Here is a 23,961-nt window from a genome sequence, read left to right as displayed (position 1 = left end):
CGCCTCATGCTGAAAAGACAGGTGAAGACCGGCGGCCTAGGGTTCGTCCTCCCGGTCCTGCTGCTGACGCTCCCCACCGCGCCGACCCTCGCGGACTATAACGACCCGCGCACCGCCGCCGACTGCAACATCCATTCCGGCAACTACGTCTTTTCGAGCCAGCGCGCCGAACTCAGCAACAGCATCCAGCGCTGCCTGCGGACCGCGAGCGGTGCGAACTGGATCCGCGTCCCGGTCTGCGGCTGGGGCGGGTCACGCGACTGCGCGTCGCTGGAGCAGCAGCGCTGCGAACTCGACAACCGCATGCGAGCGATCCGCGACGCCTGCCTCGCGCGGCTGCGGCTGCACCAGCTCCGCGAGGCGGAGCGCGAGCAGCGGGAGCAGGAACGCCAGCGCCAGGAAGCGCAGGCGCGCGAAGAGCAGGCTGCCTTGATGCGGGGAGCGTCCGCACGGGCCGTCACGCCGGGCGGTGTCTCCAAGGTCTTCGACCCTGCCGCGCGGGCACAGCGCGGGGCGATGATAGGCGGTATGGCGGGTGCGCAGGCCGCCGGCATCCCGGTGCTCGCCCATGGTGGCGCGCTCCACCTGTCCAATGCCTTCACTCTCGAAGGCACCCGTGTGCTGCAATCCGTCCAGCAGCAGACCCTCGCCATGCTGGAGGCGAGCCTCACCGCGGTCGAGGCGGCGGAGCACCAGCAGCGCAATGCGAGCACGCCGGCCAGCGGCCCTTATTCGCGCAAGAAGCCCTATCCCCTCGACCAGCAGGTACGGCAGCAGATTGACGAGCCGTTCCAGCAGGCGGCGCGCACCGCCGCGATGGAAGGCCAGCTACCCTTTGGCGGCGAGAGCGCGGTCGAGGGTAGCCGCGCACAATACCTCACCGAACTCGCCGAGGACCGCGCCAACGGTACGCTGACAGAGCCGTTCTGGTCGATGGATGTGGGCGAGGCACTGGCTGCTCCCGGATCCGAAGGCGGCGTCGTGACGACGGGCACCGATGTGGCCCGCTCGCCGGGGCTCGATGCGTCTGTCTTGCGCGAGCAGAGAATGGCGGCACTCACGCAGGTCCAGCAGGGCCCGGCGAGCCTTCAACGCCAACAGGACGCCGCTGCCGCCGAGCGCAGGAGAGCGGAGAACGCGCGTCGCCGCGCGAGTGGGACCGCACGGCCCGGTGGTAGTGGACCGTCCGGGCCACGGGTTGCCGCAGGCCCTTGCGCAGAAGTGGTGCGGACTACTCCGACGAACTACCGCCTTCACAACATGTGCGGCTACCGCATCCAATTCACCTGCCATTATTCAAAAAACTCCAGCGGGACCCACATCTTGAATCCCGATGAAGCGTGGGGATGCCCTCAGCCGCATAGAAATATATATTGTAGATGAGACGTAATATTTGGAGACTATTTCCTTGAAACAAATATGATTTTTTCGGAAATTGTTGACAACAATCTCTATTGTTAACAGTATGTTGAATGATTATACTTGCACAAATGAGATAATCGCCTTATATATTTTTATTATCCGCTGAAAACCTGTCACAGGGCGTGCAAGAGCGCGGTGTCAGCGAGCCACTTGCGCCCCGCTCAGGAACAGGCGGATGCACTCGCGGACATAGGCCCGGCGCCTTTCGCTACCCACCCAAGCAATCCGTCCGTCGCGGCTGGGCGTGATCGAGCCCGCCACCATATCCATCAGCATGCGCGCCGCGTCCTGTGGATCGGGCACGTTGAGACGGCCGCGGGCGCATTCATGGGCGATCCAGTCGGCGAGCAACTGCAGCACCACGCCCTTGCCGTGCGGCTCGGAGATCTCTTCGAGCTCCGGATGCCGGATCGCTTCGACGAATAGCAATTGCAGGAAGGCAAAACGCTCCCGGTCAGCTTCGTCGTCGATCTCGTTGCCGAAGATCAGGTCCAGCGCCTGGTCGAGCGGGACATCGTCATAATTGGCCGGCAGGCGGAGCATGAGCTGCCGATGTTGGTCGATGATCGCTGTGATCAGGGCCGCCTTGCTGGGAAAAAGCTTATAGAGCGTGCGCTTCGAGATGTGGCATCGCGCCGCCACTGCGTCCGTCGTCAGCTGCGCATAGCCCGACTGCCGGAACATCTGCATCGCCGTTGCGACGATTTCGTCCCGACGCTCCGCGTCAGGGGCCAGCTTGGGGCGCCCGCGCGTACGGGGGACGGTGGAAACTTCCATTTCTTCGGATGACACAGCAACGCTTCCCGCAGCCGACGACCAGTGTGGCTGACCTAACACAATTGACAATCCAGCCGTTCACGAAATATGGGTACTAATAGGTACCATAAATAAGATCGGTTGCGATGTCACGTCCCCGGAGTCGTTTGGTCAAGTTCTCAATGCCCGCTCTCCTCGCGCTGGCGCTGATGGGGTGCGATGGGAAGGACAATGCGGGCCTGAATGTTCCGGGCGCGCAAGGGCGCACGCAGGTCAGCGTTGTCACCGTGCACCCGCAATCGGTGGCGATCACGGCGGAATTGCCGGGTCGCACCTCGGCCTCGCTCATCGCCGAAGTCCGGCCGCAGGTCGGCGGCCTTATCAAGGAACGGCTTTTCGAGGAGGGCGGCGAGGTCAGCGCCGGCGATCCGCTCTACCAGATCGAGCCGGCGAGCTATCAGGCCTCCTATGACAGCTCTGTCGCCAGCCTCCAGAAGGCCGAGGCGGCGGTGCCGAGTGCGGAGGCAAAGGTCGAGCGCTACACCGGACTGATCAAGCAGAACGCCGTAAGCAAGCAGGACTATGACGATGCCATCGCCTCGCTGGCGCAGGCGCGCGCGGAGGTTGCGGCAGCGAGAGCAAGCGTCGACACAGCGCGGATCAATCTCGACTACACCAGGATCACCGCGCCGATCGGCGGCCGGATCGACAAATCGGCCCTTACCCCCGGCGCACTGGTGACAGCAAGCCAGGACACAGCGCTGACCACGATCCGCACGCTCGACCCCATCAATGTCGACGTGACCCAGTCGAGCACCAATCTGCTCGACCTCCGCCAGGCGATCCGCGAGGGACGCGTCAAGATCAGCGGCGAGAACGTGTCGGTCCGGCTGAAGCTCGACAACGGTACGACCTACCCGCATGCGGGCACGCTGGAATTCTCCTCAGCCTATGTCGACGAGACGACGGGAACCTATTCGGTGCGGGCGCAGTTTCCCAATCCGGAGCGCCTGCTGCTGCCCGGCATGTATGTGCACGCCATCGTCGAGGAGGGCGTCGCGCCCAACAGCTATCTCGTCCCCCAGCGTGGCGTAACCCGCAACACCAAGGGCGAACCGGTGGCGCTGGTGGTGAATGCCGAGGGCAAGATCGAACAGCGCGTGCTCACCGTCGGCCGCAGCGTGGGTAACAGCTGGCTGGTCGACGCCGGAATCGGCGATGGCGACCGCGTCGTGGTGGAAGGCAGCCAGTTCGTGCGCAGCGGCCAGGACGTGACGACCGTCGAGGTCATTATCGACGATACCACCGGGGAAGTCCGGGAGCGCGGCCAGCAATCGGCGTCCCCGTCAAGCGGCGGTGACGTTCTTGCCGCCGGCAATGCCGGTGCCGGCAGCACGCGGAACTGAGGCAGGCCATGTCACGCTTCTTCATCGACCGCCCGGTTTTTGCCTGGGTGATCGCCATCCTCGTCATGCTCGGCGGGCTGCTGGCGCTCTACACCCTTCCCATTGCGCAATATCCGCAGATTGCCCCGACCACGGTGCGCATCACCGCCAGCTACCCCGGCGCGGATGCGCAGACGGTCGAGAACTCGGTGACGAAGATCATCGAGCAGGGCATGACCGGCATCGACAATCTCGACTACATGTCGGCGACCTCGACCTCGACGGGACAGGCGAGCATTACGATTACCTTCACCAGCTCCGCTGACCCCGACGTCGCGCAGATGCAGGTGCAGAACAAGCTGCAGCTCGTGACGTCGCAATTGCCGACGATCGTGCAGACGTCGGGAATCGAGGTCGACAAGGCCTCCGACGGCTTTCTCATGGTGATCGGCTTCGCCTCGACCGACGGCAAGATGTCGTCGGTCGACCTCGCCGACTATGTCGACTCGACGCTGAACGACACGCTGCGGCGCGTGGACGGCGTCGGCTCGACCCAGATGTTCGGCTCGGGCTATGCGATGCGCATCTGGCTCGACCCCGACAAGCTCGCCAAGTACCAGCTGATGCCGGGCGATATCGCCAGCGCGCTCGAGGCTCAGAACACCCAGGTCTCAGCGGGTCAGCTTGGTGGCCTGCCGCAGGTGCGTGGCCAGCAGCTCAACGCCAGCGTTACGGCGCGCAGCCGGCTCCAGACTGTCGAGCAGTTCCGCAACATTATCCTGAAGAGCACGACGAACGGCTCGCTGGTGCGGCTGAACGATGTCGCCACGGTCGAACTCGCCGCGGAAAGCTACACCTCGTCCACGATGTACAACGGCAGGCCGGCGGCGGGTCTCGCGATCAATCTCGCCACGGGTGCCAATGCGATCAGCACCGCCGAGGCGGTGAAATCGACCATCCAGCGGCTTTCCGCGACTTTTCCCGAGGGGATGGAGGTTGTCTATCCCTACGACACGACGCCCTTCGTCGTGCTGTCGATCGAAGAGGTGGTCCGCACCCTCGCCGAGGCCATCGTACTCGTCTTCGTGGTGATGTTCGTGTTCCTGCAGAACATCCGCGCCACCCTCATCCCCACCATAGCCGTGCCCGTGGTGCTGCTCGGTACCTTCGGCGTGCTGGCGCTGTTCGGCTACTCGATCAACACGCTCACCATGTTCGCCATGGTGCTGGCGATCGGCCTGCTGGTCGACGACGCCATCGTCGTGGTCGAGAATGTCGAGCGCGTCATGGAGGAAGAAGGCCTGTCGGCGCGCGAGGCGACCCGTAGGTCGATGGGCGAAATCACCGGCGCGCTGATCGGCATCACCACGGTGCTGTCGGCGGTGTTCGTGCCGATGGCCTTCTTCGGTGGTTCGGTCGGCGTCATCTATCGCCAGTTCTCGGTGACCATCGTGTCCGCGATGGTGCTTTCCGTGCTGGTCGCGCTGATCCTCACTCCGGCGCTGTGCGCCACCATCCTCAAGCCGGCCGCGCACGGTGCCAGGCAGCGCGGCATTTTCGGCGCCTTCAATCGGGCCTTCGAGCGGGGAACGGACGCGTATCGGCGTGGCACGGCCGGCATCATCGCGCGTTCGGGGAGGGCACTGCTCGTCTTCGTCATCATCGCGGTGGGCATGGGCTGGATGTTCCTGCGCCTCCCCTCCTCGTTCCTGCCGCAGGAGGATCAGGGCATCCTGATCACCAGCGTCCAGCTGCCGGTGGGGGCGACCGTGGATCGCACGCGCAACGTGCTGGATCAGGTCACCCGCCACTATCTCGACGATGAGAAAGCGGCCGTCGAAGGCGTCATGACCATCTCCGGCTTCGGCTTCGGCGGCCAGGGCCAGAATGTCGGCACCGCCTTCGTGCGCATGAAGCCGTTCGACGAGCGAAAGTCGGCGGATCTCACGGCGAGTGCCGTGGCCGGACGGGCGATGGGTGCGTTCTCGCACTACCACGACGCGATGGTGTTCGCGCTCGCCCCGCCAGCCATTCAGGGCATGGGCAACACCAACGGGTTCAGCTTCTATCTGCAAGACATCAACGGCGCCGGCCACGAGAAGCTGATCGCCACCCGCAACCAACTGTTGGCCAAAGCCGGCGCCGATTCCCGGCTCGCCAACACCCGCCCGAACGGGCAGGAGGACGAGCCGCAATTCGTGGTCGACATCGATCAGGAAAAGGCCAGCGCTCTCGGGGTCTCGCTTGCCGACGTCAACGACACGCTCTCGACCGCCTGGGGCAGCGACTACGTCAACGACTTCATCGACCGTGGACGGGTGAAGAAGGTCTATCTGCAGTCGGCGGCGGAGTTCCGCATGCAGCCGGCCGATCTGGCGAAATGGCATGTGCGCAACAGTGCCGGCGCGATGGTGCCGTTCTCGTCATTCTCGTCGACGCGTTGGACCTACGGCTCCCCTCGGCTGGAGCGCTTCAACGGCGTCTCGGCGTTGGAGATTCAAGGTCAGGCCGCGCCGGGCGTCAGTTCGGGCGATGCCATGGCGGCGATCGACGAGATCGTGGCGGCCCTGCCGGCGGGCTACGGCCATGAATGGACGGGCCTGTCCAATCAGGAACGGCTGTCCACCAATCAGGCCACGGCGCTCTATGCGATCTCCGTGCTGGTGGCGTTTCTCTGCCTCGCGGCTCTCTATGAAAGCTGGTCGATCCCCTTTGCGGTGATGCTCTCGGTCCCGATCGGCGTTTTCGGCGCCGTCACCGCCGCGCATCTGTTCGGGCAGACCAACGACGTCTATTTCAAGGTCGGCCTGCTCACCACCATCGGCCTTGCCGCCAAGAACGCCATCCTGATCGTCGAATTCGCGATCGAGCGGCAGGCGCACGGAAGCGGGCTCGTCGAGGCGACGCTCGACGCCGCGCGCCAGCGCCTCCGGCCGATCCTCATGACCTCCTTCGCCTTCATCCTCGGCGTGACACCGCTGGCGATCGCCAGCGGTGCGGGCTCCGGCGCGCAGAATGCGATCGGCATCGGCGTGATGGGAGGCATGATCGCCGCCACCGTGCTCGGCATATTCTTCATTCCGCTGCTGTTCGTCGCCGTGCGCCGCGTATTCCGCGGCAAAACGGCCGCACCCGGCGGAGCGTCGCCGGCGGCCAACGAAGCGGGCGACGCCCATGCCTCGTAACCTCATCGCCACATCTCCCGCCGATCGCCCGACGGGCGCGGCTCGGCATCCTCGCGCTCCCGGAAATCACATGTCCCACGTCACGCCACGGGCACTTCCACGGGTCCTGCTCGTCCTGCTGGCCGGTCTTCTCGGCGGATGCGCGGTCGGTCCCGACTACAAGGCACCCGCCATGCAGATGCCCACGGGGTGGGGGAGCAGCAAGACGATCAGCACGAAGGCTGGCGATGTCGCCAGCCTGCCGCCGGACCTTGCCCGGTGGTGGGAGCAGCTGAACGACAAGACGCTGAACGGCCTCGTCGAATCGGCGGTGGCCGGCAATCTCGACGTGGCGACGGCCAAGGCGCGGGTGAGGCAGGCGCGTGCGTTACGGCGCCAGGCGCTGGCGGCGCTGTCGCCGGTGCTCACCGGCGATGCGAGCTACACCCGCGCCGACAATGGCAGCAACGTCTCCGCGCAGAGCGGCGATGTCACCGTCTCCGGCCCGTTCGATTCATTCGACGGCGGCCTGAGTGCAAGCTGGGAGCTGGACCTGTTCGGTGAGAACCGCCGCGCGGCCGAAGCCGCGACCTACGGGCTCGACGGCGCGGAGGAAAGCCTGCGCAACACCCTGCTCGTGCTGATCGGCGACGTCACGACCAATTATGTCGAAGCCCGCGGCTATCAGGCCCGCGCGGCGCTGGCCCGCCGGACCGCCGCCTCCCAGCACGAGACCGCGGCGCTGACACGCAACAAGCTGGAGGCCGGCTCGGCCTCGGCCGTCGACGTCGCCAATGCCGAAGGACAGGCGCAGAGCACGGAAGCCGACATCCCCCAGCTCGAATCCGCCTATCAGCAGTCGGTGCACCAGCTCGCCATCCTGCTCGGTCGCCCGCCGGCTTCGCTCAACGAGACCATGAAGCGCAGTGCGCCCATCCCCTCGCCCCGCCGGGCCGTGCCGCAGGGCGTACCGGCCGACGTTCTGCTGTCGCGCCCCGATGTCCGCCTCGCCGAACGCCAGCTGGCACAATACACGGCGAAGATCGGCCAGGCCGAGGCAGCGCGCTATCCCGATGTGAGCCTCGTCGGCGAGGTCTCAACCTCGGCGACAAAGGTGGGGGACCTGGGCAAGAATTCGTCCATCAGCTGGAGCTTCGGCCCGAGTGTCAGCGTGCCGATCTTCAATGCCGGACAATTGGAGGCGGCGGTCCAGTACGCGCAGGCCGAACGCGACGAGTATTTCATCGCCTATCGCTCGACGGTTCTGACGGCGCTGCAGGATGTCGAGAACGCCAGCGTCGCGCTCAGGCAGGAGCAGCGCCGCAATCGCAGTCTGGCGGCCTCGGCGAAGTCCTACCGGCAGGCCGCCTCGCTTGCCCGCACGCTGTATCAGAGCGGCAGCAGCAGTTTCCTCGATGTGCTGGACGCCGAGCGCTCGCTCTATTCGGCCGAAGACGCGCAACTCCAGAGCCGCGTGGCGATCACCAGCGACTACATAGCCCTGAACAAGGCGCTGGGAGGCGGCTGGTCGGGTGCCGTCGACACGCAAGCGCCGGAAGTCCACGACCAGATGGGCCCACGCTTCGTGAGAGCGAACTGGGCGCAGGAGTTCGCGGCATCGGAGCAGAACTAGGAACCGAGCCTTCGCGTGCGCCCGATATCGGGCGCCGCTCCAAGGTCGGGTTTCCGTGAAAGGTCCGATGCCCGCACGTGGCGCCCAACTGACCTCACCCCAACGGGCTTCGAACTTCTGCGCAGCAGCTCCTCGCCAACAGTTCGGAAGAAAATAGTGCCTCAGCGGGTGGTAGGCCCTCCCCTATTACCTTCGTCGCGGAGCCGAACTCGACTTTCCCGCGCTGCGATGTGAGAACGGCAAGCGCGCTTCACGGGGTGCGCTTTCAGCCGGGCATGTTGCCGGCAGCCTGCGTCCCGAGCAGCGCGAACAGAGCCAATAGCGCCACGATCGGCACCGCGACGCAGGCGAAGGCGAAGAGTGCGAAGCCGAAGGCACCAGCGAGCGCGCCGACGGCGAAGCTGCCGATTGCCGGAGCCATACGCCACAGCCGCGCCCTGGCCGGCTTGCCTTGATCCGCCGCGGTGCCGAGCCAGATGTCGAGGGCGTCGATCGTCGCCTGCGCGACGTTCACGGTCATCACCGTGGTGGTCGCGAGATGAGCGATCGACAAGCGGCCGATCGCGTTCTGCACCCCCATGGCCGTGACAGCGAACATGCCGGTGAAGATCGCTTCGATGGAATCCGGCAGGCGCAGCGGCGACAATACCATGCCGGCCAGCAGGAAAGCCGAGAGCAGCAACGCTTCCATGAGCAGAAGCGGCCGCATCGGCGCAATCTTCCGTCGCTCCATCGCCAGCGCGACGAGCCGGGCACTGCCCACCGAGAGCACGAAGATCGGCAGCGCGACCAATTTGGCGATGACACCGCCGGTGCCGGTGGCAAGCTGCTCGCCGATCAGCACGAAATTGCCGGTGACGTGCGAGGTGAACAGGCCGGCCAGCGCCATGAAGCCGGCGGCATCGACGAAACCGCCGACGAAGGCCATCGACACACCGGTCAGCACGTCGCGCTCACGCACGGCGGCGGACAGACGCGATGACGCGCTCTTAACGCCGCCCTTGCGCCCTGTCGGCGACATCAATTCGGTTCGCATGCGATGCACGACACTGCCCTCATTCTCATGGCGGTCCGGCCGTCGCTCTTGGAGCGAGGCTGAGGCGAGTGGCGGCGATTGTAGAAGTTGCGCGGATCGGGAGTATCCTGAGCCAACAGCAAGCACTTTTGCGATTTTTGGGAAAGCGAAGATGGACCGCCTGGAAGCCATGGCACTGCTTGTACGGGCGGTGGAGGCCGGCAGCCTGTCGGCCGCCGCGCGTGAGACCTCGAAATCCGTCACCGCGGTCAGCCGGAGCATCGCCGCGATGGAGACCGAGCTGGGGGTGCAATTGCTCCGGCGAACGACGCGCAGCCTCGCTCTTACCGAACAGGGGCGGCTCTTCTATGCGCGGTCGAAGGCGATCCTGGGCGATCTACGGGAACTGGATCTGGCTGTCGCCTCCACCCGAAGCGAGCCTGTCGGGCGGCTACGCGTCAGCGCCCCGACACTCATCGGGCGCCGGATACTGGCGCCGCTGGTAGCTGATTTTCTCGCCCGATACCCCTCCATGTCGATCGACCTTGTCTTGCTCGATCGCGCGGTAAACCTGATCGAGGAGGAAATCGACCTTTCAGTACGGATCGGGCACCTGCCGGATTCCGAGCTGCTGGTGCGCAAACTCGACGAGATCGACCTCATTGTCTGTGCTTCACCCGATTACCTCGCCAGGCGGGATGCGCCGTCCCGGCCCGAGGATCTAAAGGCGCATGATTGCCTGACATTTTCCGAAAGTCCGGGACCGGTGAACTGGCGTTTCCATGTCGATGGACGCAGCCGGATCGTCCGCCTCAACGGGCGCTTGTCGGTCAACGATCTGGACGTGGCGGTGGCGAGCGCGCGCGAGGGACTTGGCATCACGCGAGCGCCATCCTGGTATGTCGCGGACGATCTGCGCGCCGGCCGTCTGCAAGCGCTGCTCGGCGCCTTCCAGCGCGAGCCGACGCCCGTACAGTTGCTGTTCCAGCACGCGCGCATGGCCTCACCAAAATTGAGCAGATTCGTCGATCACGTCGCCATGCACTGGCCCCGCATCGGCAAGGAATAAGCCTGAAGGAGAGAAGGCGCATGCTGGCCGCCGGCTCGCGCAGGGCGCCGCTTCGCTCCCCGCCCCGAGGCACCCACGCAACGTCGACGGTGGCCTCAGCTCGCCGGAATGAAACACAGGATGCCGGCTCGGCGCGTCGGCTTTCCGGTGTCGCTCGTATGATTGACCCCATCCATGACGGGAACTTCGAGGAAATCGAACGGGCTTACGCCGTTGAGGCAGGCGACGTTGACCGCGTACAGCTGCTGGTCGGAGCGGCGCTGATGGTGGGTGTAAATCCCGCAGCGCGAACAGAAGAAGTGCCGGGCGGCTCCACTATGGAAGCGGTAGGTCGTCAGCATCTCCTCGCCCTCGAGGATCCGGATCCCGCCCATTTCAGCCATCACGACGACAGCCCCGCGCATGCGGCAATAGGAGCAGGTGCAGCGTCGGATCGAGTTGAAGCCATCGCTTAGCGCCACCTCGAAGCGCACGGCCCCACAATGGCACCCGCCAGTCCGGGCATTCGCATCTCTTGCCATGTCGTTCCTTGTCGAATTCTCACGTGGCGCAAGCATGTATAGGCACGCCGCTCACCGCCTTGTCAGCCGTGGCCCGAGGGCAAGGGCGAGCGGCAGAGTGATGAGCGCCGCGGCTGCGGTGCCCAGCGTCGCGACGACAGGGCCGGCCTGATCGCCTACCACGCCAAACAACAGCGGCGACAACGCCCCGGAGCCGATCACGCCCGTATAGAAGATAGCGAAGGCGCGCTCCGTCCGGTCAGCCGGCGCCAATTCCGGCACGGTGCCGTAGAGCACCGAGGAGGTGCCGTTCAAGGCTAGCCCCAGGAGCGGCAAGAGAACCAGTAGCGGTGCCAGCGGAAGGACCGCCGCGAAGGCGATCATAAGGGCCGTGGCCCCCTCGGTGCACAATGTGACCCCGACGATGCCCCAGCGCTGTGCAAGCCAACCGCAGGCCAGCTTGCCCGCCGCGCCGCCGAGGAAGACGAGGGCGAGCGCCGTCCCGATGAGCGGTTGCGACGCGCCTTTCAGCTGCAGCAGAAACGGCAGGAAGGTGAGGAAGCCCATGCGCACCCCGGTATCGACCACACCGATGGAGAGCAGCAGCGGAAAGCCACGACCGCCGCGCCGCGACGTTCGGGGGAGCGAGGCGGAGGGCGGGGGCGCCGGGTCGATCCTCGGCATGAACAAGGTGAGCAGCGCAGCGACGACGATGCCGGCGAGCGCCAGCAGCCAGAGCGACGACCGCCATGGCGCGATGGACAGGCCGAGGGACAGCGCGGCCGGAATGATGGCCTTGCCGAGGTCGCCCGTGAAATTATAGGTGCCGAGCGGCCCGCGCGCCGCCGGTCCATAGGCGCGCGACACCGCGCTGGAAGCGATCGGATGCTGGACGCTGGAGCCGGCGCCCGAGACGAGCAGCGCGGCATACAGGCCCATCGCCCCGCCACTGAAGCCGGCCAGCGCATAGCCGGCCGCCGCGAGCACCGTTCCGAGGATCAACACCGCCCGTCCGCCGACATGGTCCGCGAGCCAGCTCGCGGGCACCTGCAGCGCCGCCATGGCGCCGGCATAGAGACCGCGCAGCAGCGCGAGCGCGACATAGTCGAGCCCGAACTCGGCCCGCCAGACCGGAAGCAGCACGTAGATGGCGTCGGTGTATCCGTCGTGCAACGCGTGCGCGAGTCCGGAAAGGGCCAGCGTGCGTCGGCGGGTCGGGCGCGCACAGGGTTGCGCCGGCGATGTGGTGGTGGAGGTAATGCTGGATGAATTTATCACCTCACGACTGTGCGCCTGCTAGAATGTGGGGTGCAAACGACTAATTCGCCCTTTTGATGTCAGAAAAACTCACATGATTGCCCCCTCGAAACACCGACCTCTGCCGCCTCTGAACGCCGTCCGCGCGTTCGAGGCGGCCGCGCGTCGGTCGAGCTTCAAGGACGCCGCTGCGGAGCTCGGCGTCACGCATGGCGCGGTCAGCCGGCAGATCCGGCTTCTGGAGGAGTGGCTCGGTCCGCCGGCGCTGTTCCGCCGCCTGAGCCACGGAGTTGTCCTCACCGCCGAAGGCCGGGCGCTACTCGCCGACATCCAGCCGGCGCTCGAGCGCATCGCCGGGGCAGCGGCACGTCACGGCCGGGAGGCCAGCGGCACCGTGGTTGTAAGGGTCAATGCGCTCGCCACCTTCAGCCTGCGCTGGCTGGTGCCGAAGCTCGGCCGGCTGCGGGAGACGCATCCCGACATCACCATCGAACTGACGACCGGAAGCGAGCCGGTTGACGGGCTGGCCGGCGACTACGACCTGATCATTCGCGGCGGGCCGGACGCCTTCCACGGCTTCGAGGCGCGCCTGCTGCTCCCGGAGAGACGACTGCCCGCCTGCAGCCCCGCGCTGCTGCAACGCCAGCCGCTGGACGAGGTGGGGGACCTCGCGCGACACACACTTCTGCAGGTCGCGAGCATGCCGCGGCTCTGGCGCGACTGGCTCGCGAAGGCCGGGCACGGCTCTCTGGAACCAGCGGCGACGCTGATGCTGGACCACTTCTATCTCTCGATCCAGGCCGCCATGGACGGGCTCGGCGTGGCAATGGCGCCGTCCACACTGATCGAGGACGACCTGCGCGCGGGCAGACTGGTGACGCCCTTTCCGCACATCTGGCTGCCCTCGCGCAGCTATTTCGCCTACACGCCACGCGACTCGCCCCTACGCGCCGCCCGCGATCGGGTCTGCGCGTGGATCGAGGGCTTCGACGGCACCTCCGCCTCGCACAATGGCCGCATCTCGGCGGAGCGCTAACGACCGCCCCTGGCGCGGTGCCGCCCTAGATCATCGTCCTGGGGGCCAGGCCGGTTGCGCGTTTGAAGATCCTCGTCATGTGACTTTGGTCGGCGAAGCCGCATGCCAGAGCAATGTGCGCCAGCGATAGGGAAGCTCCGAGCAGATCTTCGGCCCTTTCGATCCGTCGGGCGATGAGCCAACCATAGGATGTAACGCCAGTCGAGGTTCGGAAGGCGCGTGCGAAACGGCTCACGCCGAGACCGCAGGCTTGGGCCAGTTCGGACAGACTTGTTCCGGTGGGCAAGGTGGCCTCTATCCACTCCTTGGCCACGCGCTCCTACGACACGGAGCCGGCACGGCTGCGCGACCCCGACCAGCTCCGCCGCGCCGCCTCCTGACCGCCTCAGCTCATCAGGGGGTCAATATTGGGCGCCGATCGGGGGCAATATTACGTGCCGTTTGACACAGAGTGGTGGCCTGCTTCGCCAAGCTCTGAAAATGTCTGCTTTGTGTAGGGGCCTTAAGGGCCGCTTCCCGCGCGAAGCGGCACGGGCGCCATTGACCCTTCTCAGACATATGGTGCGTCCGTTTAGGGGAGATCATTGTTCGAATTCCGGGTGCAGAGCCAATGGGACAACTGGGACTACGCGGTCTCGATCAGTTCGCGAGAGAATGCGGTCGCCTCCTACCCCCAATCGCGGAAGGATGATCGAAAGCCATGAACGGTGTCGCTCGATTTCAAACGGCGCAACGGCATATCAAGCGCCATCACTGAAAGAGGTTTGCCATGCTTGGCGCCAGGGAAGACATAGCTCCCCTCAACAACCTCCGATCGATTTTCCACCATCTCCGCAACGATCTGCACAGCTCGCGATGAGAGAGGAACACGGTGTTTCCGGCCAGCTTTCATTTTGACAGCGGGCACAGTCCATACCTTTGCAATGAGATCCAACTCACCCCACGGCACTTCCCGGACCTCGCCGGAGCGAGCAGCCGTCAGGATCAGGAAGTCCAAGGCTCGCGCGGATACACCTGACTGGCCTGCAAGCTGGCAACAAAGCCCGCCACCATTGATCGTCACTCTAGTTAACAGCGACGGGCTTCGGCAACATAGCGCGGAGAAACAGCCCGACATCTAAACGAATTGATGAAACGAAGTGAACTAACACTATACATAGTACTGCGGATACCCTATCCGCTATGAGCCAATACATTTATATTGACTCAATCATCTAATTTTCATCATGTATTTTGAAGATGGCTGGAGTCTCGGTCGGCGCCGACATTCCTTTCGGGCCGGCATCGTCGCTATCGCTACCGGACCCAAGGCGACATTGCCCACGCGCGTCCCCGTCAAACCGTTGGCGGACGGCAGACCGACATAAGGACGTTTCGTAGCCATCGGTGCGCCGGGTCCGCCTCCATGCGGGGATGCCACATCGCCGAGACGACGATGTCGGGCGTGGCGACCGGAAACTCGAAGCTGACGCAGCCCTCCATGAGCGAGGTGTCACCCAGGCATGAGCGAGGTATGAGGGCAACGAGATCGGAGTGACGGGCAATGCGCACGGCATCCGGAAAGCCTGGCACGACAGCGACGATTTCGCGACGGAGCCCGAGCGCCGCCAGCCCCTCGTCGACCGGCCCGGTAAAGCTGCCCTTGCGCGAGACCACCACATGCCTGGCCGCGGCATAGCGCTCCGGCGTCATCGGAGCTGTCACCAGCGGGTGCCCTGCTCGCACGACGGCCAAGAAATGGTCCCGAAAGAGGAGGCAGGTGCGCACTTCAGGCGCGAAGTCGCCCAGCACCCCAATCTCGATGTCGACGGCGCCCTCCCGAAGAGGTCCTGCATCCTTCACCGGCTTGGCCACAAAGCGCAGCCGCGCGCGTGGAGCCGCGTCGAGGACGGCACTGACCAGAGCCGCGGAGAACAGCCGAATGAACCCTTCATTGGCGCGAATGGTGAAGGTTCGGTCGAGCGTGGCGAGGTCAAGGCGATCATCCGTCGGGCGCAGAACTCCCTGCACCTCTTGGGTAAGCGCGTGCACCCGGTCGCGCAACGCAAGCGCGTGCGGTGTCGGCACCAGCCCTCGACCGGCGCGCACGAGCAGCGGATCGCCGGTCGCGGCCCTCAGTCGTGCCAGGGTCCGGCTCATGGCCGAAGCGCTGAGGCCAAGGCGCCGGGCCGCGCGCGTCACGCTCCCCTCGGAGAGGAGCGCGTCCAATGCGGGGAGCAGGTTGAGATCAGCAACATCCATCCCCGGACTTTAGACCGCCGGGAGGATAATACATAGCGTCCGACGCAACAATAGTTTGCATTCTGTGCGTCTGGTGCACTCACCGGATCGCGCTCATTTTCCTTTTGGAAGTTGAAAAGGAAAGGCGCCGTCATGACCCAAACTGATCTCAGCACATCCGCGGGAACCCTCCTGCTCGTTGGCGCGTCACGTGGCCTCGGCTATGCCATGGCGGCTGAATTCGCGGCACGGGGTTGGGTGGTCATCGCCACGGTGCGCGGGACGGACCGGACGCCGCTGCACGCCCTGGCGCTGGCTCATCCCGGCCGCGTTGAAATCGAGCCCCTCGACATCACCCAACCGCACGAGGTTGCCGCTCTGCGTCGACGCCTTTCCGGGCGCGGCATCGACATCCTCTTCGTGAACGCCGGGACGGCCAACGCCGATCAGGCCGAGACCATCGCAGAGGTCTCGACCGAGGAGTTCACCCGCGTGATGGTCACCAATGCGCTGAGCCCGATGCGGGTCGTGGAAGCCTTGCAGGCTATCGTCTTGCCGACTGGAATGATCGGCATCATGTCTTCGGGACAGGGCAGCGTCGCCAACAACATCAAGGGCGGTCACGAGGTCTATCGAGGCTCCAAGGCGGCGCTGAACCAGTACATGCGCAGCTACGCCGCCCGCCACGCAGGCGAACCACGCGCCCTGGTCCTGATGGCGCCGGGCTGGATCCGCACCGGGCTCGGCGGACCCGATGCGCCCTACACCGTGGAAGAGACCGTGCCGCAGATCGTCGCCACACTTCTCTCGCAGCGGGGCAAGCCCGGCCTCCGTTATCTCGATCGCAAGGGACATACCGTGCCATGGTGAGCATCGCTGGACGATGAACGCCGCTCCACGGCGCCGTAGCGCGGCCGGCGCGGCAAAGGCCGTGCCGGCTCGACAGCACGATCAGTTCCGTCAGGCCGTCAATGACCGTGGCCGCGTTGAGCCTGCGGTCGATGCGGTTCGCCAGACACTCCCGCATGAACTCGTCTTTTCGAGTGCCTTCAGCCGCTCGACCTAGTCGCTCTTCCGCCCGCCGAACTCTCTGCGCCAGCGGTAATCCGTGAACGGCGTCGCCCGGATGGCTTCGGCACCCGAACCCTAGCTGCCGAAGCACCGCGACGATCTCCTCCGCCTTCCGCTTCTTCTGCGCCATCGCGCCATCCTCCAAAGACCCGACCCCTCCTTCGCGGAGGACCACTTTCGAGGGGAGCCAGTCTAAGGAGGACAGCGCCGCCTTCGCCGGCGATCAGCGCATTGCCGGGCCGTCGATGGCGTCCAGGATCTCCATGGCGGCGGCGGGGATATCGAGGCGGGACGCCGCGAGGTTCTCGGCGAGGTGGGCGCTCGATGAGGTGCCCGGGATGAGGAGGATGTTGGGCGAGCGGCGCAGCAGCCAGGCGAGGGCGACCTGCATGGGGCTGGCGCCGAGTTCGGTCGCGACCTGCGTCAGGGCGTGGGACTGGAGCGGCGAGAAGCCACCCAAGGGGAAGAAGGGCACATAGGCGACGCCCTCGGCGGCCAGCTGGTCGATGAAGGCGTCGTCGCTTCTGTGGGCCAGGTTGTACTGGTTCTGCACGCCGGCGATCGGAACGATGGCGGTTCCCTGCGCATATTGCGTGGGCGTGACATTGCTGAGGCCGATATGTCTGATCAATCCCTGTTGCTGCAGCTCGGCCAGTGCCGTCAATGGTGCTTCGATCGACCCTTCGGCGGGCTCGTGGATGTCGAACATGACACGCAGGTTGACCACATCCAGGACATCCGTGCCCAGGTTCTTCAGGTTATCGTGGACTGCGGTCGCGAGGGCCTGGGGTGAGAAGGCCGGCAGCCACTCGGCGTTCGGCCCGCGAACGGCGCCGACCTTGGTCACGATGAGCAGGTCCGACGGGTAGGGATGAAGCGCCTCCCTGATCAGCTGGTTGGTGACGTGCGGGCCGTAGAAGTCACTGGTGTCGATGTGATTGACGCCGGCGTCGCGCGCGGCGCGCAGGACGGCGAGGGCTTCGGCACGATCCCTTGGAGGGCCGAACACGCCGGGACCGGCCAGCTGCATGGCGCCGTAGCCCAGACGATTCACCGTCCGGCCAGCGAAGGAATAGGTGGGGGTTGTCATGATCGTTCTCCTTGAGGACGCGAGACATCTAATCCTTGCGGCGGTGGACGATAATCGTCCACAATCCGAACGACCTGTGCGGAATGGCGAACAATGGCGCACAATCTGGCGGACGTGAACGCCTTTATCGCGGTTGCGCGGGCGCGTGGATTCCGCAACGCGGCCCGGATCGAGGGCACAAGCGCGTCGGCTCTCAGCGATGCGGTGAGACGGCTTGAAGGGCGACTTGGCGCGCGCCTCCTGCATCGGACGACGCGAAGCATCAGCCTGACAGAGGCCGGAGCCCGGCTGATGGCCCGACTGGAGCCGGCCCTCAGCGAGGTGGACGCCGCCCTGTCGGGGGTCGGGCGCGTTGGCGATGAACCAGCCGGGACCTTGCGGCTGAACGTGCCGGTGAGTGCGGCGCGTCTCATCTTGCCTGATCTCGTGCCGGCTTTCCTGGCGGCCTATCCGCAGATCCGGCTGGAGATCACGGCGGAGGACAGCTTCGTGGACGTGCTGGCCGCCGGAGCCGATGCCGGCATCCGGTATGACGAGCGGCTCGAACAGGACATGATCGCCGTCCCGATCGGTCCGCGTATCCAGCGTTTTGCCTGCGCCGCCGCGCCCGCCTATCTGGACGCCCGAGGGCGCCCCGGCCATCCGCGTGACCTGCTGGACCACGCCTGCCTTCGCGGACGCTTCTCGAGCGGCGCGTCCCCCGCCTGGGAGTTCGAGCGCGAGCGGGAGACCGTGATGATCGAGGGGGATGGCCCGCTGATCGTCAATTTAGGGCCTGCGATCGACCTTGCGGTCGAAGCGGCGATCGCGGGTACGGGCATCATCTATCTCTTCGAAGCCTGGCTCGCGCCGCTCCTGAAAAGCGGCGCGCTGGAGCCGGTTCTCCCCGACTGGTGGCCAAGCTTCCCCGGGCCTTTCCTCTACTATTCAGGGCGGCGGCTGGTACCTCCGCCGCTTCGCGCGTTCATCGACTTCATTCGCGCGCGGCCGTCCTCATGAGGCGAAACGAAGCAACGGCGTGTGCATGATTTCGCGCCAGAACCTAGCGTCCGCCGCCAGTGCTGTCCGCCATCGGGCATCTTGCATCGGAGCAAACAGCGCGCGCCTTGCAAGGATGGGGCGGACAATGGCATCGATCGTCTCGCCGACCCCGCCCCCTATTCTGATCCGTGCCGTGAACAAGCAGCCATTTCTCGCGGGCGGCGGCGGCTGAGCGGGCATTCACATCTCGGTCCGCCCGTCTATCGGCAGGCGCTTCGCGGCTTCGAGGAGGGTGCCACGCTCCTTCCGCGATCTATCGATACAATCTGCAAGCAGTACCGATCCCATTCCGCCGTGGGCTACTCGGCCCTGGCCGTTCGCGGAACACCACGCCGGGCGCAGGCTCATAACAGCCGCCTGTTCGATTTCCGGTGTGAAGGGACCGGGGCCTGCTCGCGGGATGCCGCCAACGCCTCAGCCGAGCGCCAGCGCTTCAGGCGTCAGCCAGGGCGCTATTGCGAGCATCGGCGGGAGGGCGTGGAGCAGCGCCATGCTGCGCGCGACTTCCGCGATACGCGGTGCCAGATCGTCAAAGTCGCCGCGTCGCGTCGTCAGCAGCAGTTCGCGCGAGAAGGCGGTGCCCGGCAGCGGCAGTGCCGCGACGCCTGCGGCATGCGCCGCCCCCTGTAATATGCAGAGCGGCGTGGTGATGGCGACGCCCATCCCGGTAGCGACCATGGCGACAAGAGCGTCCGAGGTGTCGAATTCGAACGCCCGTGGCGGCCGAAGCCCCATCCGGCCGAGATGCCGTTCAATATGCTGGCCGGCATAGGAGCGAGCGCTGTGGCGCACCAGCCGATAGCGTTCGAGGACGGCCTGCAGATCGTTGCCGCGCACCGCATCGATCTCGGTGCGCGGGATGATGAGCACATAGGGCTCTCGAAAAATCACGATCCGCTCGACACTGCCCAGCCCCTCCATCGGATCGCAGGTCAGTGCGGCATCGATGTCGTGACGCATCAGGGCCCGTGTATGGGAAAAGGCGAGGCCCGACCACGCGGTCACGGTCAGGGCAAGGGCCCCGTCGGCGAGTTCCCTCACGATACGCGCGCCGATGGTGCCGGCCAGTGAATCGACAAGGCCGATGCGCAAATCAATGCGCCCCGGCCGTTCGGCGGCAGCCCGCGCATCCGCCAGCAGTCGCTCGGCCGCGCGTGCGAGTTCATCCGCTCGACTGGCAACCATTCGCCCGACATGGGTTGGCGTGAGCGGCCGCCGGCTGCGGTCGAACAATGGCGCTCCGATGAGCGCTTCCGCACGCCTCAGAGCCTGCGAGACAGCCGACTGGGTGACGCCGGCGCGCTCGGCCGCGGCGGTCACACTGCCCGTCTCCGCGACCGCGGCGACAAGGCGGAATGTCTGCAAATCGAGCTCGCCCACAACATTATCACCATAACTAATGATTCTTTGCAGATACGCTGAATATACCGCATTTTGGTTGACCCCGGCACCGTGGCGTGATCGCTTTTGAGACATGACCTCGTTTTGTGCAGATAAAGGGCATTAGAGCCGTGGAGCGGACGCAGCTTGCCGTCGTCGGTCTTGGTGCCATGGGCATGGCAACGCTCTACCAGCTGGCGCGGCGCGGCATCGACGTGATCGGAATCGATCGCTTCGAGCCGCCGCATGAACTCGGCTCCAGCCACGGCGAAACGCGAATCACCCGTCAGGCGGTCGGCGAAGGCCGCGACTATGTGCCTTTCGTTCTTGCTTCGCATTCGATCTGGCGGGAACTTGAGGCGGCGTCCGGCGAAACCCTGTTGGAGGAATGCGGCGCGCTTGTCATCGCTCCGGGCTCAGGCGTGTCTTCCCATCACGGCAAGCCGGATTTCGCGGCACGCTCGATCGAAATGGCACGGGCGTTCGGCATTGCCCATGAGGTCCTCGACGGGGCCGAAGCGCGTCGACGGTTTCCGCAACTGGAAGGCATTTCGAGCGACGACAAGATCTATTACGAGCCGGGTGGCGGCTATGTGCGGCCAGAGCGCTGCATCGCGGTCCAGCGGGACCAGGCGCAAGCCCTGGGTGCCCGCCTCCGGCTCGGCGCGGAAGTCACATCGATCCGGCAGGAGGGTGATGGGGTCCACATCAGCGTCGGCGGGGACGAGATCGTCGCGGATCAGGTCGTGGTAGCGGCCGGCGCCTGGACGGCGCCGCTGCTCGGCCCGCCGTTCGACCGGCTGCTCACGGTGAGCCGGCAGGTGCTGCACTGGTTCCGGCTGGAAGATCCTGTACCGCACACCGGAGCCCCGGTGTTCATCTGGATGCACGGCGCGGGCGACGAGGATTACTTCTACGGCTTCCCCCCGCTGCCCGGCGACGACCGGTTCAAGGTGGCGAGCGAACAGTATCGAGCTACGACGACGGCCGAGACTCTTGATCGGGAGGTATCTCCCGCCGAATCCGCCGAGATGTGGCAGGCGCACGTCGCCGGCCGCGTCGCCGGTGTGACGGCTGAGGTCGCCCAGGCGGCAGCGTGCCTCTACACCGTCACCCCCGACAACGGCTTCATCATCGACCGCCATCCACAGCAGGACCGTGTGATGGTGGTCTCCGCCTGCTCCGGCCACGGTTTCAAGCACTCCGCCGGCATCGGCCAGGCCGTGGCGGAAGCGGTGTTGGGCCTACCCAGCACCTTCGACTTGGCCCCCTTTTCGCTTACCCGCTTCCAAGTGAGCTCTACATGACCCACTAATAGGCGTCCGGCGGCTCGCTTTCGCCGGTTGCGATCACCTGAAAACGGGACCAGCGATCCCGACCTGTATGAAAGGTTTCTCCGCATGCGCAAATCGATGATCGCCCTTTTCCTGGCCGGCGTGCTTGTGCCATTCGCCGCACAGGCGGCGGATGGCGTCGACGCCATCAAGCAGCGGGGCACGCTGGTTGTCGGCGTGAAGGCTGACTACAAGCCCTTCGGCTTCCGCGACCCGTCGGGTGCCGTGGTCGGCATTGAGCCGGATCTTGCGGCAGATGTCGCCAAACGACTCGGAGTGAAGCTCGAACTGGTGCCGGTCGTCTCGTCGAACCGCATCGAGTTCCTGCAGCAGGGCAAGGTCGACATGCTGATTGCGACCATGTCGGACAAGCCCGAGCGCCGGAAGGTCGTGCAGGCGATCGACCCGCCCTACTATTCCGACTTCGTCAACGTGCTGCTGCCGAAGAAGGCTGGCGTGAAGACCTGGGCCGAGCTCAAGGGCAAGCCGCTCTGCGCCACTTCGGGCGCCTGGTACAACAAGGAGGTCGCCCAGACCTACGGAACCGAGATCGTCGCGTTCGACGGTTCCGAGAAGCCGCTGTTCGCACTCAAGCAGGGCAACTGCGTCGGTTACGTCTATGATCAGACGTTCATTCAGGGCAAGCTGCTCGATGACGCGTGGAGCGCCGACTACGAGATGCCGCTGAAGGGCATTCTGGATGCCCCGTGGATCATGGCCGTTGCCACCGGCAACGAAAGCCTCATGAAATACCTCGAGGACGTCACCAAGGATTGGATGAAGACCGGCTTCATCGTCTCCGAGGAGAAGAAGTTCGGTATCGAGCCGACGGAGTACTCGAAGGCCATGTATGAGAAGATGAAGAACTCGACGAACTGATCGCATAGCGCGGCCGATCCTTTATCGGATCGGCCGCGTTCTTTTGACGTTTTGAGACGGCGCGCCTTACACGGATCGCCAACCGGATAGCGCGATGGACGTCATACCCGCCTGGTTCCAAGAACTCTACGAAACGACGGGCCTCAACTTCACGGTCTTCTACGACCCTTACGACTGGCACCGCTATGTTGACGGTCTGAGGATGACCTGTCTGCTCGCGGTGACGACCATCCTGGTCAGCCTGTTGATCGGCGCGGTGGGCGCGCTCCTGCAAACCGCCCCCTCGCGCATCGTCCGCAGTGTGGTCAACGTCTACGTCGTCGTATTCCGCAACACCCCGCCGCTGGTCCAGATCTTCTTCTTCTATTTCGGCGTGGGGGCCATGCTTCCCGCGGGCCAGGACCAGTTCGGGCTACGCCAGCCTTTCATCGACAATGTGGAGTGGGCCATCATCGCGCTCTCGCTCTTCGCGGGCGCTTTCAATATCGAGATCTTCCGGTCCGGCGTCGAAGCCGTGCCCAAGACCACCGTGGAGGCTGCGGAAGCGCTCGGCTATACGCGGCTCAGGGCCTACGTCTATGTGATCCTGCCACTGGCTTTGCGGGTGTGTCTGCCGGCTCTCAACAACAACCTCGTCAACCTGCTCAAAACCACGACCCTCGCCTATGCGATCGCCGTGCCGGAGACACTCTACGCCGTGAAGCAAATCTGGTCGGAGTCGCAGAACGTGTTCGAGATGATGCTGGTGCTGTTCGTCACCTACGGCGTCCTCGTGGGCCTGCTGGTCTGGATCATGCACCGCTGGGAGAAAGCCCTGCGCATCCCGGGGTATGGCCGATGAGCACGAAGACAACGGAAACGGGCGCAAACTCGCCGCTGCCAGTGCTGTTACCGTTCCGGATCGAGCCCACCCGGTTGTCCGTGCCTCGTCTGGCACCGGTCCATGCCCTGCTGTTCGGTGCGGGCCTCGCCCTGCTTGCGGGGACGGCCTGGGCTCAGGCGGATGCGGCTCAGTTGTCTCCGCTTGAGGTCATCATCAAATGGGCGCCGCTGCTGCTGTCCGGTTTCGCGTTCAACATCGTGATCTCAATGGTTGCGATGGCACTCGGCACTGCCGCCGGCCTTGGGGTTGGCCTCAGCATGCTGTCCGAGAAGCCGCTCATCGCCCGCAGCGCCTGGGCGCTCACACAGTTCTTCCGCAATGCGCCATGGCTTGTCCTGCTGTTCTTCGTGATGTTCCTCGTGCCGTTCCAGATCACGGTTTTCGGCATCAAGATCCCTTTGCCGGACTGGGCCAAGGCAACCGTTGGCTTTTCCCTGCCGGTGATGGCGAACGTCGCTGAGATCGTCCGTGGCGCCGTACGCTCCGTGCCCTCGACGCAATGGGAAGCCGCGGAATCGCTCGCCTTCACGCCGCGCCAGACCATGTGGCGGATCATTCTTCCCCAATGCGTGCAGCGCATGCTGCCGCCGTGGATGAACCTCTATTCGCTCGTCACCATGGCGACCGTCCAGGCCTCGATCGTCGGCGTCTCCGAGATGCTGACGCTCACGGCCCAGGTCCACACCGCCGAGGGCGGCCGGCCGGAACTTTTCGCGCCGCTCTATGGCTTCGCCCTGCTCTGTTTCTTCCTATACTGCTACCCGATCGACCGGTTCACTGCCCGGCTCGAACGTCGATTCCACATCCGGTGAGAGACCATTCGCGT

21 protein-coding genes are annotated in these 23,961 nt (G+C 65.2%); 12 read left to right on the top strand and 9 right to left on the bottom strand.

The genetic code is table 11. The features are described from left to right. The first annotated feature begins 6 nt into the window (after positions 1–6). Positions 7–1,383 carry a hypothetical protein gene (locus G3A50_RS13770; protein WP_163075804.1) on the top strand — a complete coding sequence of 459 codons (1,377 nt, stop codon included), beginning with the start codon at positions 7–9 and terminating at the stop codon, positions 1,381–1,383. 177 nt (positions 1,384–1,560) lie between these two features. Here the strand turns inward: G3A50_RS13770 and G3A50_RS13765 are convergent, their stop codons facing one another. Next, complete coding sequence (locus G3A50_RS13765; protein WP_246251684.1) at positions 1,561–2,214, bottom strand: TetR/AcrR family transcriptional regulator; 654 nt, start codon at positions 2,212–2,214, stop codon at positions 1,561–1,563. Between the two features lie 146 nt (positions 2,215–2,360). Between G3A50_RS13765 and G3A50_RS13760 the strand changes: the two genes are divergently transcribed. The 3 genes from G3A50_RS13760 (at position 2,361) to G3A50_RS13750 (ending at position 8,360) form a co-directional block, all read left to right on the top strand. Beyond that, on the top strand, positions 2,361–3,584 hold the full coding sequence (locus G3A50_RS13760) for an efflux RND transporter periplasmic adaptor subunit (RefSeq protein WP_425483408.1): 1,224 nt from the start codon (positions 2,361–2,363) through the stop codon (positions 3,582–3,584). Positions 3,585–3,592: 8 nt separating this feature from the next. Beyond that, the gene (locus G3A50_RS13755) at positions 3,593–6,748 is read left to right on the top strand and encodes an efflux RND transporter permease subunit (protein WP_163075802.1); all 3,156 of its coding nucleotides are present in this window, start codon (positions 3,593–3,595) and stop codon (positions 6,746–6,748) included. A 70-nt stretch (positions 6,749–6,818) separates the two neighbouring features. Beyond that, positions 6,819–8,360, top strand: a complete 1,542-nt coding sequence (locus tag G3A50_RS13750) for an efflux transporter outer membrane subunit (protein WP_163075801.1) — start codon at positions 6,819–6,821, stop codon at positions 8,358–8,360. A 265-nt stretch (positions 8,361–8,625) separates the two neighbouring features. On the opposite strand, the gene G3A50_RS13745 is transcribed toward G3A50_RS13750, so the two are convergent. After that, positions 8,626–9,381: a YoaK family protein gene (locus G3A50_RS13745; protein WP_163075800.1), complete on the bottom strand. Its 756-nt coding sequence runs from the start codon at positions 9,379–9,381 to the stop codon at positions 8,626–8,628. 166 nt (positions 9,382–9,547) lie between these two features. Between G3A50_RS13745 and G3A50_RS13740 the strand changes: the two genes are divergently transcribed. Continuing rightward, positions 9,548–10,444 carry a LysR family transcriptional regulator gene (locus G3A50_RS13740; RefSeq protein WP_163075799.1) on the top strand — a complete coding sequence of 299 codons (897 nt, stop codon included), beginning with the start codon at positions 9,548–9,550 and terminating at the stop codon, positions 10,442–10,444. A 95-nt stretch (positions 10,445–10,539) separates the two neighbouring features. Here the strand turns inward: G3A50_RS13740 and G3A50_RS13735 are convergent, their stop codons facing one another. Both G3A50_RS13735 and G3A50_RS13730 read right to left on the bottom strand, forming a co-directional pair. Next, a complete protein-coding gene (locus tag G3A50_RS13735; RefSeq protein WP_163075798.1) occupies positions 10,540–10,965 on the bottom strand; it encodes a GFA family protein in 426 nt (141 codons plus the stop codon). 51 nt (positions 10,966–11,016) lie between these two features. Next, on the bottom strand, positions 11,017–12,204 hold the full coding sequence (locus G3A50_RS13730; RefSeq protein WP_210255314.1) for an MFS transporter: 1,188 nt from the start codon (positions 12,202–12,204) through the stop codon (positions 11,017–11,019). Between the two features lie 91 nt (positions 12,205–12,295). Between G3A50_RS13730 and G3A50_RS13725 the strand changes: the two genes are divergently transcribed. After that, entirely contained in the window at positions 12,296–13,237 is a 942-nt protein-coding gene (locus G3A50_RS13725; protein WP_163075797.1) for a LysR substrate-binding domain-containing protein, read from the top strand. A 25-nt stretch (positions 13,238–13,262) separates the two neighbouring features. Here G3A50_RS13725 and G3A50_RS22990 read toward each other — a convergent pair whose 3' ends face one another. The 3 genes from G3A50_RS22990 to G3A50_RS13710 form a co-directional block, all read right to left on the bottom strand. After that, positions 13,263–13,550, bottom strand: coding sequence for a helix-turn-helix domain-containing protein (locus tag G3A50_RS22990; protein ID WP_163075796.1), 288 nt, complete (start codon positions 13,548–13,550; stop codon positions 13,263–13,265). Between the two features lie 354 nt (positions 13,551–13,904). Then, on the bottom strand, positions 13,905–14,300 hold the full coding sequence (locus tag G3A50_RS13715) for a tyrosine-type recombinase/integrase (RefSeq protein WP_246251682.1): 396 nt from the start codon (positions 14,298–14,300) through the stop codon (positions 13,905–13,907). Positions 14,301–14,572: 272 nt separating this feature from the next. Beyond that, complete coding sequence (locus G3A50_RS13710) at positions 14,573–15,478, bottom strand: LysR family transcriptional regulator (RefSeq protein ID WP_163075794.1); 906 nt, start codon at positions 15,476–15,478, stop codon at positions 14,573–14,575. A gap of 132 nt (positions 15,479–15,610) precedes the next feature. Between G3A50_RS13710 and G3A50_RS13705 the strand changes: the two genes are divergently transcribed. Continuing rightward, positions 15,611–16,327, top strand: a complete 717-nt coding sequence (locus G3A50_RS13705) for an SDR family oxidoreductase (RefSeq protein WP_163075793.1) — start codon at positions 15,611–15,613, stop codon at positions 16,325–16,327. 424 nt (positions 16,328–16,751) lie between these two features. On the opposite strand, the gene G3A50_RS13700 is transcribed toward G3A50_RS13705, so the two are convergent. Then, positions 16,752–17,618: an aldo/keto reductase family oxidoreductase gene (locus tag G3A50_RS13700; RefSeq protein WP_163075792.1), complete on the bottom strand. Its 867-nt coding sequence runs from the start codon at positions 17,616–17,618 to the stop codon at positions 16,752–16,754. A gap of 93 nt (positions 17,619–17,711) precedes the next feature. On the opposite strand from G3A50_RS13700, the gene G3A50_RS13695 reads away from it, so the two are divergent. Further along, a complete protein-coding gene (locus G3A50_RS13695) occupies positions 17,712–18,617 on the top strand; it encodes a LysR family transcriptional regulator (RefSeq protein WP_163075791.1) in 906 nt (301 codons plus the stop codon). Between the two features lie 456 nt (positions 18,618–19,073). Here the strand turns inward: G3A50_RS13695 and G3A50_RS13690 are convergent, their stop codons facing one another. Beyond that, positions 19,074–20,039, bottom strand: a complete 966-nt coding sequence (locus G3A50_RS13690) for a LysR family transcriptional regulator (protein ID WP_163075790.1) — start codon at positions 20,037–20,039, stop codon at positions 19,074–19,076. Between the two features lie 131 nt (positions 20,040–20,170). Here G3A50_RS13690 and solA point away from each other — a divergent pair, with 131 nt between their 5' ends. The 4 genes from solA (at position 20,171) to G3A50_RS13670 (ending at position 23,947) form a co-directional block, all read left to right on the top strand. Beyond that, the gene (gene solA, locus G3A50_RS13685; RefSeq protein ID WP_163077647.1) at positions 20,171–21,346 is read left to right on the top strand and encodes an N-methyl-L-tryptophan oxidase; all 1,176 of its coding nucleotides are present in this window, start codon (positions 20,171–20,173) and stop codon (positions 21,344–21,346) included. 93 nt (positions 21,347–21,439) lie between these two features. Continuing rightward, positions 21,440–22,252, top strand: a complete 813-nt coding sequence (locus tag G3A50_RS13680) for a transporter substrate-binding domain-containing protein (protein WP_163075789.1) — start codon at positions 21,440–21,442, stop codon at positions 22,250–22,252. Between the two features lie 94 nt (positions 22,253–22,346). Next, complete coding sequence (locus G3A50_RS13675) at positions 22,347–23,093, top strand: amino acid ABC transporter permease (protein ID WP_163075788.1); 747 nt, start codon at positions 22,347–22,349, stop codon at positions 23,091–23,093. After that, positions 23,090–23,947, top strand: coding sequence for an amino acid ABC transporter permease (locus G3A50_RS13670; RefSeq protein WP_163075787.1), 858 nt, complete (start codon positions 23,090–23,092; stop codon positions 23,945–23,947). Before G3A50_RS13675 ends, G3A50_RS13670 begins: the two co-directional genes overlap by 4 nt. Positions 23,948–23,961: the final 14 nt, after the last annotated feature.

Origin of the sequence: Ancylobacter pratisalsi (assembly GCF_010669125.1) — a bacterium.
Classification (GTDB): Bacteria; Pseudomonadota; Alphaproteobacteria; order Rhizobiales; family Xanthobacteraceae; genus Ancylobacter; species Ancylobacter pratisalsi.
Note: the sequence above shows the minus strand (reverse complement) of the source record. Positions and strands in the feature narration are given on the sequence as shown.